Raw genomic sequence first — 9,492 nt, forward strand, 5'->3', positions numbered from 1 at the left:
GCCGATACATTAAGTAATCCTTACCTTTTAATCTGCAGATTGGCGAAAGCAAATACAATAGCTTCACTGTCATGATAAAGGGGCTGGCAAAGCTTGTCAAGAAATTTTCTTATTTCATTTAAATTGCTTGTAACCTTCTTATACACTCATCTTTACCAAGAATCACCATGATATCAATGATTCCAGGTGCATCCATTACTCCAGTTATAGGGGCGCGTAATGAGTGGTATACATCGCTTATTTTCATATCGTGCAATTTTGCACATTCCTTGATCTGAGAAGATAAAAAACCCTTATTCCAATTTTCATCACCGATCTTTGACAGAAATGATGCGAGTAACTTAATTATATTGAGGTTAGATTTGACAATTTGCTCAGCCTCTTCACTTAAATCAAGTGGCGGATCTCTTATATAAAACTGTGCTAAATCCAGCAGTTCAGCCAGGTAATTTGCTCTTTTTTTTAGTTCCGTTAGCCCCTGTAATAAATAGTTCTTTTTTTTGTCAGTTAGAGTATTTTCTCCAAGTATTAGAGCCAGAATATCTTCATTGCTCATATTACTAATATAGTGGTTATTCAAATGCTCCAGCTTTTTGAAATCGAGCCGTGCAGGTGAACGACCAATACTTTCTAAATTAAACCACTCTATTGCTTGCTCATCGCTAATAATTTCATCGTTGCCGTGACTCCAGCCAAGTCTCAGCAAGTAATTACGCATCGCTTTTGGCAATATTCCCATCTTTTCATAATCGCAAACGCTTGTGGCACCATGCCTTTTGGATAGCTTATTCCCATCTTCCCCATGGATAAGCGGCACATGTGCAAAGCGTGGAATGTCAAAATCAAGAGCCTGGTATATTAGCAGATGTTTAAAGGTATTAGTGAGATGGTCAGAACCGCGTATTATATCAGTTATTCCAGCATCATGATCGTCAATTACGACAGCAAAAATATATGTTGGAGTGTTGTCAGAGCGTAAGATCACTATATCATCAAGCTGGTTGCTATTTACTTTAATTTGGCCGTATATTTTATCATCAATAACGATCTCTTGCGAATCTGGCACTTTAAAGCGGACAACTGACCTCACACCCGATGTCATTCCAGCGCGTGACCACATATTTTTCCAGTATCGGCTACTTGGATGACAAGAAGGAGGTTTTGTAGTACATTTATGCTTGTATATCTTGCCCTCTTCTCTTGCTTTTATTTTCTTTTCTGCAACTTCATCCTCAGGGCAATAACAGTGATACGCCCTACCCTTCTCAACTAAAAGGTTTGCTACTTCTTTATGCCGCTCTATTCTTTTTGACTGATATACTATTTCCCCATCATAGCTCATACCGAGCCATCTTAGCCCTTCTATAATTGCATCAATTGCTTCTTGTGTTGAACGTTTTCTGTCGGTGTCTTCAATTCTCAGCAAAAACTTGCCACCATGATGCTTTGCATAGAGCCAATTAAATAACGCAGTGCGAGCCCCACCAATGTGCAAAAACCCTGTTGGTGATGGAGCGAATCTAGTGACTACGTCTGGCATATTTGTCTATTACAGTAATGTAAATGATGATAGCTAAAATTTATGCTTGTAACAATGTGGAATTTATTTATTCTGAGAGATAAAATCTACTTGTTTTTCGTAAGTTATGTTGTATAATTTAGTGTTGGTTAAATATAGCGAGGTATGTTATGGCTGACTTATTTGAAGTTGCAAAAGCAAGAAATAAAGATGAATTTGTCAGAATTTGCACAGAGAATGTTGCTTATGCAGCTAAGCATAGGCTTGATGAAAATGGGAACCCATTTCATATAGCAGCAAGTCAAGAAATTCTGCTACCTGCACTCAAAGAGATTATGAGAAATTTGGAAGAAGGTACTAAGAGTAAGGTTAAAAAAGCAGAAGAAGCTAAAAATTGGAAAGAATCAGAAAGATTAAAAGAGAAACTTAAGGATAATAAGAGATATATTAAAGAAGCACTCTGTGATAAAAGCTGCATTCTTCATGGGAGAGTAGCGGTAGCTCCTCTTTATTTTTTAAATGCTGCAGAACGGGAAGAAGCTAAGCAAATTGCAGGTATAAAGGGCGGTTTTATATGTAATAGCAAATTTCATTTGTGCTTATACATAATAGGAGCTATAGCGTGTATTGCTGCCTTATGTTTATCCTTGTACTTTTTATTTTTGGTTTCTCAATCTCTTGCACTAGCTTCAGTAGCTACAATAGCTTCTGGAGGATCTACATGTTTGTTGTTTAAGGCATGTAACGGGATATACGGCTTGTATGATGAAAGTACTATAGTGACAGATCCTGATGTTATGCAACTTTTAAATAGTGATTTAGCTGTAGCATGAAGCTAAAAATTACTTGCAGGCAATAATTTACTTTCTCAACTTAAGAAAGTATATTCATACGATGACGGAAAAGAAGTACAGTAAGATTTTAATAGCAAACAGAGGAGAGATTGCCTGCAGGATTATCAGAACTGCTCGTAGGATGGGTATATCTTGTGTATGCATATATTCGGATGCAGATGTAAATTCTGTGCATGTAAGACAAGCAGATGAGTCAAGATATATCGGCCCTTCGCCATCTTGCCTCAGTTATTTAAACATTGAAAAAATATGTGAAGTAGCAGTTGAAACAGGTGCTGAGGCAGTTCATCCTGGCTATGGTTTTTTAGCAGAAAATCCAGATTTTCCACGTGCTTTGCAAAAACACAATATAGATTTCATAGGTCCCAGTGCAGAAACAATAGAAGTTACAGCCAACAAAATAACAGCAAAAGAAGCGGCAAAAAAAGCTGGAGTGAATGTAGTGCCAGGATATATGGGTAAGATCAGCGATGCTGCCCATGCAGCTCAAGTTGCTGAAGAGATCGGTTTTCCCGTTATGCTTAAAGCTGCATCAGGCGGTGGTGGCAAAGGAATGCGAATTGTAAACTCCAAAAAAGAAATTGAACTAGCATTTACATCAGCCACAAATGAAGCAGAGAAAAGTTTTAAGGATGGCAGTATCTTTATAGAGAAATATATAGAGTTGCCAAGACATATTGAAATACAAATCATAGCAGATAAATATGGCAATATAGTTTGTCTTGGAGAAAGAGAATGCTCGATACAAAGGAATAATCAGAAAATAATAGAAGAAACGCCAAGTCCATTCATTAGTGAAGAAGTAAGACAAAAAATGTATGTTCAATGTGTTTCTCTGGCAAAGCAAGTTGGCTATTTTTCAGCAGGCACTGTTGAGTTTGTTGTAGATAAAGACCAAAACTTCTATTTTCTTGAGGTAAATACGAGATTGCAAGTTGAGCATCCAGTAACAGAATTTATAACTGGAATAGACATAGTAGAAGAAATGATTAGAACTTCCTGTGGAGAGAAATTGAGATTCAATCAGGATGATATTAAACTTACTGGTTCTGCAATAGAAAGTAGAATTTGCGCTGAAGACCCATCGAAGAAATTTTTCCCTTCCAGCGGAAAAATAAAATATTACGATAAACCGGGTGAAAATGATTATGTAAGAATAGATGATGGAGTTGCTGCAGGTTCAGAAATTAGCATGTTCTATGATTCGATGATTGCCAAAGTGATAACATATGGAAAAGATAGAGTAGAAGCGATCAGCAGAATGCAAAAAGCATTGTCTGAATGCTATATAGAAGGAGTAACAAATAATATAGAATTTCTAGAATCCATCTTCCATCACCCAAATTTTATCGCAGCAAAGCTCCATACGAGATTCATTCCAGATCATTACCCTAGTGGGTTTCACGGCGATTTTGTTACAGAGGAGTATATTAAAATATTTATTTTCACTGCGTTATATGTTCATTTGGAAAATGAAGAAAGGTACCATCATAAAGCAGTGAATGAAACATCTCAGGTGTCATTCCAGTGCGTGACACTGGAATCTAGTAAAAAAGAAGGGGCACCAGTATCAGCTACTCGGATGGCAGGTGACCGTGCAAGAGATTTATTCATAGTGAATATAAATGACAATGAGTACTCCGTAAATGCAAAATACCAAGATAATATATTAATAACGGTATATAATCACAATAAATACTCCGTTATAGGCAAGTGGAAATCAAGTTATAGATTGCTATATATCACAATTAATGACGATACCAATATAGCACTTAAAATAGAAAGACAAGGCAGCAAGTACTTCATAAGACATGCAGGTATGAAAGCTGAGTGTTGTATATTAAAACCTCATGTAGCTGAATTAAGTAAGTTAATGCTAAATAATGAAACAGAAGAGATTTCAGTAGATGTTGTAAAATCCCCAATATCTGGCTTATTAGTTAAATTACACGTAAATGTAGGAGATCAGGTGGAAATAGGACAACCTTTATTTGTGGTGGAGGCAATGAAAATGGAAAATATCATATGTGCTGAAGCAGCAATGGTGATAAAAAATATTCCCGTTCAAGAAGGAAAAAATGTGCAGATCGGTGATGTAGTCTGCTTTCTTAAATAACACAAGAAGTACAAACTTGACCCAAATAAGATAAATGAAAACACTTGATGAGCTATGGCAATGGCTATTGGTATGTGTAACAAAAGAGTAACCACTCCTAAAATTATCTGAATGATGATGGAGAGCAGCATAATATATACCGGTTTTACGCTAGCATTTTTTACTGTGAGTATTACTACCAAAGTTAGTATTAGCAATGCCAGTGCTCGATGTATAAATTGCACTGTCGCTCTGTTCTCAAAGATATTCAGCCATATAGGCTGTAAGAAAAATAAATCTTCTGGAACGACTTGTCCGTCCATTAGTGGAAAGGTATTGTAAATCAAACCAGCATTTAATCCCGCAACAAATGCGCCGAAAATTATTTGTATTACAATTAGAATCAGAATAAGTATTGTGTAATATATACTACTGTTAGTAGATTGAAATCCTGTCATCCGAGTAGCTGACACACAACTGTACGAACGCTTACTTTTGAAAATAAATTGCACAGCAAATGGTGTCATGAAAGTAGCTGACACTGGAATCCAGCTTTTACTATGCAGCCACTTATTTAAAGTTAAGTTTTCTGGATCCCAGTGTCTGGGCACTGGGATGACATCTTTCTTGGTGAAAATTACTCTTATACTGCAATGTTCGTATAGTTGTGTACGTAACACTGGGATCCATATTTGGTAATCAAAAAATTGATATGACAATAATGCAAAGATAATTAATGCTAATAATAAGTGAAGTGCAAGCCTATAGTGGCTAACATGAGGTTCAGTTACTAAACCACTTTTAACCATATACCAACCAGCAAAAGCTTGTAAAGCTCCAAATAATAATGCCACAAATAGCTTTATTACTACCTTTTTAGATATTTTTCTTCTTAATATGAAATATATAAATGGCAGGACAAAAACTAAACCTGTTAGTCTTGCAACCAATCTGTGTATATATTCTATTAAGTATATAGCGCGAAACTCCTCCATACTAATACCATAGTTAAGTGCTTTATATTCAGGTGTAGCTTCGTATTTTAATTTTTCTTGTAGCCAGTCTTGTTCACTCAGTGGTGGTAATGTTCCAGTAATTGGTTTCCACTCCGTGATTGACAATCCTGCTTTTGAAAGTCTGGTAAATCCACCAATCCCTACCATGAGAATTACCATGACCGAGCAGAGAAAAAGCCAAATAGCTACAGGTTTTGCTTCCATAAACCATGCTGAGTTTTGTTCCATCGCTCAGGGTAAAGAATAAATTCCCACAAGGCAAGAAAAGCTGCAACACTATGTAGCAGACTATAGACCGGAAAAAATATCGATACTATATAAAAATAAAAAGGCATCTTTTGCTGTTTGACAGCTATTACCAAAAGAATCAGGTTAGTAACGTATACCACTACAAAGTAGTACAAAAATAATTCATTTAAAACTTTAGTTAATATCAATGAAAGCAGTAAAAATGGAGTAGTAAAAAATATAAAAGCTGCAGAGCCAACAAAAAGATTCAATAGCAAAATTCCCTTAAATCCAGTGTGTTTATAAAGAGACTTTATATTTTTTAAATGAACAATATAAGTTTGCATATAGCCTTTGATCCAGCGCGCTCTTTGCTTAATCCAAGCAAATACAGCAATTGGTGACTCTTCCAATGTTTCTGAGTCAATCATCCTGGTTTTATATCCCATTTGCGCAAGTCTCAAACCGAGGTCAGCATCTTCGGTAACACTATAAGCATCCCAGAAAAACATTTTTCTTAGAATTTTTACTGAAAAATGATTACTGCTACCACCCAAAGGCATTGGCATGTTCATTTTTTGGAATCCAGGCAATAAGTATTGAAACCAGTTCATATACTCCGGAGAAAAGGATTTTGTGAGAAAATTACAATCACAATTATAGTAATTTAATTTCGCCTGTACACAGGCTAACTTATCGTCGCCCTTATTAAATTCAATCAGTGCTTTTTTTAACTGCAATGGGTCTGGTTTATCGTCCGCATCATATATTACTGCATACTTTCCTCTAGCAAAGCTCATAGCATAATTGCATGACTTGGCTTTTGTTCTAGGCAAAGAATGAGGCACTTTTATTACTTCAAAATACTGCGGTAAAGTGTACTTTTCTATAGCTGCTAGCGTTTCTTGGTCATCACTTTCTACCTGAAGCTTCACATCTAATTTTGATTTTGGATAATCCAAACTTTCAATGCTTTCGATCAATTGCTCTATCACTGCACTTTCTTTAAAAGCAGGCAATAAAATAGTATATATAGGAAAATCTTCTTCATTCAGCTTACTATAATCCACTTTTTGATTAGAGGTTTCACATAAGTTAAAAATTGTAGCTATAAACTTGAATAAATAACTAGAACATCCGATTATAAATATCAACATCAAAGCAAAATATGTATATTTCTCTGTTAGTGTTAAAATTGAAGTTACAATAAAGAAAGAAGCAAAAAATATTGAGCTTAGTTTAATGCTTTTAGCTGAAAAATTAGGATTCTTGTAATATAAGTAGTTGCTTGCAAATTCTGAAATACCAAAGTGCGAGTTAAGAAGATTTAAAATCTGTTCGCTATCCACTTTTATTAATACATAGTCAATACCGTAATGAGCTTCGACCCAACGGTTGATATCTCGGCTTGTGTCTTCAACCATAAAAAAAGTAGTATTATTTAATTTTTGCCAAGGAATTATATTAAATTTATAGTAAAAAAGTTTCTCTGGCTCTTTGCACAAACTAGAATCAAACTTAATTTTTTCTACATTATCAGCTTGAAGTATAGGCAATTGTTGCATTGAACCTAATGCAATTTTTTATTTAAGTCACGTGAAAACGAAGATATGACCTCGCTACTACGCTTATCATCTTTACGTTCATGCATTATTCTTTTTACAGCATCAGCAGCTATATTCGCTGTGTTAGCCTGTAAATCTCCAAGAGCTTTTTCAACTTGGTCAGTGACTTTCTTCAAGTTAGAATGGGCATTGTCATCTAATGTCTGATCTAGCTGCTGTCTATTGTGCTTAATGATACTATTAGCTTTATCAAGTGCTTCATTCATCATTTTATTAACTTCTGCATCTAATTCTTTGTATTTTTTAGAAGATTTTTTGTAATACTCCAACATATCTTTCCTGAATTTTTCAGTTTCTTCACTTGAAAATTTGCTTTTGTTACGCTTATTGTTAAGCGCATTTTTTATCACTTTCTTTAGCAATTTATACGAAAGGACAAAACTTACCAAGAAGGCAAGACCGATAATCAGTGATGTAGACATAAAAACCCCTAAAATTCTTTGGACACCAAGTCAGCAATAAATTCCTCTTCAATTTCAGAATTAGTCAACTTAGTATAATAAATTAAAGCAATACTAGTAGCCATTTGTTTTAACTGATCAGTATATTCAGATTTAAATTCTGCCACTTTTTTTTCAATAAGCTTGCTCTTTTTTTTATCTTCCTCTTCTAATATATTCTTAACATTAGCTCTCATTTCTTCTACCTGAGCAAGTGCATCATCTATGATTTTTTTTGCCTGTATTCTAGCTTGGTTTAAAGCGGCATTATACTTGGCAACCTGATCTTCCGTGAGTCTTAAAAGATGAACAGAACTATTAAAAGAATCCAATACTTCTTTACTTCTAGTGCTTATTATTTCATCTAACTTTGGCAAAAATAAACAACTTACTACGAAAAAAAGTGAAGAGAAAAAAATTAAAAACCAAAAAACTTGAGAAAAGAAGGTTGAAACATCAAGCTGTGGCATCTGTTAAGCAGCAAATATTAATAACATTGCAAGTACAAACGCAAGCAATCCCATGATTTCAACCATGGCAGCACCAATATAAACATAACTTTTCATTTTACCTTCTGATTCAGGGTTTCTCGCAATCCCATTTAACATAGCAGAGAAGATATTAGCTATACCTAAACCAGCACCGAGCATTCCAAACACAGCTAAACCAATTGCTATAAATTTTAAAGCTACTAAATCCATATATTACCTTTAATTATTTCTTTATAATATAATTGTAAAATATTCTACAAGGAAGTCAATTACTTTACTGCATCTGACAAATATACACATGTTAATATAGTAAATATATAAGCTTGTAAAATTGCAACAAATACTTCAAATCCTATCAATGCAATTATGAACAAAAACGGCGCAGGAGTGAAAAATATGTTCATATTTACAATAAACCCTGCTATCACTTTGATGATTGTATGACCAGCAATCATATTTGCTGCAAGCCTTATTGATAGGCTAACCGGCCTTACTAAATAAGCAAACAACTTAATAATAATTATTATAGGTGCAAGCCACGAAGGAGTTCCTTTTGGTAGCAATATGCGTAAAAATTCTACTCCCCTTTCTTTAAATCCAACAATCGTTATATAAATAAAAACCACCATCGATAAAGCGAAGGTGACTATCACATGACTTGTGACCGTGAAACTATAAGGAAGAACACCAACTAAATTACACGATAAAATGAAAATAAACACTGTAAATATCAATGGAATGTGCTGCAAGCCTTTGCTTCCAGTGTTATTTTCTATTATTGAAATAACAAAATCATATACATACTCAACTGCAGCTTGCAAATATCCTGGTATTACTGCCCCCTTCTTTATTCCAAAAAGCAAAAAGAGTATCACCAATATCACCGAAATCATCGTGAAAAGAGATGAATTGGTAAAGCTTACGTCATACCCAAATAACCTAGGTAACTCTATTACCGTATATACTTTAAACTGTTCCAGCGGATTTAATGCCATTTTAATCTGAATTATAAACAGTAAATAAAGTATGAATTTTATAGGACAAAGTCAAGAATTAAGATAAGGCTCTGTATTATTATAACATTAACATATTAACAAAATATGTAATTAGAATGTTAATTACAGTCAGCTCTGTATTTTAAAATTTACTAATCTTGTTAAATTATTCAATATCTTGACTTAATATCTTATTTTGATTATAATTTAATTTTTAGTGAGGTATATA

General features: G+C 34.4%; 9 protein-coding genes. 2 read left to right on the forward strand and 7 right to left on the reverse strand.

All coding sequences use genetic code 11. The features are described from left to right. Nucleotides 1-118 precede the first annotated feature (118 nt). On the reverse strand, nucleotides 119-1,540 hold the full coding sequence (gltX, locus tag ACIPNH_RS00860; RefSeq protein WP_264724180.1) for a glutamate--tRNA ligase: 1,422 nt from the start codon (nucleotides 1,538-1,540) through the stop codon (nucleotides 119-121). A gap of 149 nt (nucleotides 1,541-1,689) precedes the next feature. Here gltX and ACIPNH_RS00865 point away from each other — a divergent pair, with 149 nt between their 5' ends. Further along, complete coding sequence (locus ACIPNH_RS00865; protein WP_264724182.1) at nucleotides 1,690-2,352, forward strand: ankyrin repeat domain-containing protein; 663 nt, start codon at nucleotides 1,690-1,692, stop codon at nucleotides 2,350-2,352. Between the two features lie 61 nt (nucleotides 2,353-2,413). Then, nucleotides 2,414-4,489, forward strand: a complete 2,076-nt coding sequence (locus ACIPNH_RS00870; protein ID WP_400771017.1) for an acetyl-CoA carboxylase biotin carboxylase subunit — start codon at nucleotides 2,414-2,416, stop codon at nucleotides 4,487-4,489. Here ACIPNH_RS00870 and ACIPNH_RS00875 read toward each other — a convergent pair. Genes ACIPNH_RS00875 through ACIPNH_RS00900 form a run of 6 tightly spaced genes read right to left on the reverse strand, consistent with a single transcriptional unit; the run spans nucleotide 4,438 to nucleotide 9,263 of the window. Continuing rightward, complete coding sequence (locus tag ACIPNH_RS00875) at nucleotides 4,438-5,712, reverse strand: COX15/CtaA family protein (RefSeq protein ID WP_264724184.1); 1,275 nt, start codon at nucleotides 5,710-5,712, stop codon at nucleotides 4,438-4,440. The two genes, ACIPNH_RS00870 and ACIPNH_RS00875, sit on opposite strands and share 52 nt — an antisense overlap. Beyond that, nucleotides 5,670-7,268, reverse strand: a complete 1,599-nt coding sequence (locus tag ACIPNH_RS00880; RefSeq protein WP_400771030.1) for a glycosyltransferase family 2 protein — start codon at nucleotides 7,266-7,268, stop codon at nucleotides 5,670-5,672. Before ACIPNH_RS00880 ends, ACIPNH_RS00875 begins: the two co-directional genes overlap by 43 nt. A 14-nt stretch (nucleotides 7,269-7,282) precedes the next feature. After that, nucleotides 7,283-7,759 (reverse strand): F0F1 ATP synthase subunit B family protein, encoded by a 477-nt coding sequence (locus tag ACIPNH_RS00885; protein ID WP_400771020.1) that lies wholly within the window; start codon nucleotides 7,757-7,759, stop codon nucleotides 7,283-7,285. 8 nt (nucleotides 7,760-7,767) lie between these two features. Then, nucleotides 7,768-8,247, reverse strand: coding sequence for a F0F1 ATP synthase subunit B family protein (locus ACIPNH_RS00890; RefSeq protein WP_065094794.1), 480 nt, complete (start codon nucleotides 8,245-8,247; stop codon nucleotides 7,768-7,770). Nucleotides 8,248-8,250: 3 nt separating this feature from the next. Further along, on the reverse strand, nucleotides 8,251-8,478 hold the full coding sequence (locus ACIPNH_RS00895; RefSeq protein WP_006014985.1) for a F0F1 ATP synthase subunit C: 228 nt from the start codon (nucleotides 8,476-8,478) through the stop codon (nucleotides 8,251-8,253). A gap of 59 nt (nucleotides 8,479-8,537) precedes the next feature. Then, on the reverse strand, nucleotides 8,538-9,263 hold the full coding sequence (locus ACIPNH_RS00900; protein ID WP_155968396.1) for a F0F1 ATP synthase subunit A: 726 nt from the start codon (nucleotides 9,261-9,263) through the stop codon (nucleotides 8,538-8,540). Nucleotides 9,264-9,492: the final 229 nt, after the last annotated feature.

The sequence above is a fragment of the Wolbachia endosymbiont of Drosophila barbarae genome (genome assembly GCF_044752445.1).
In the GTDB taxonomy this organism is placed as follows: Bacteria; Pseudomonadota; Alphaproteobacteria; order Rickettsiales; family Anaplasmataceae; genus Wolbachia; species Wolbachia pipientis.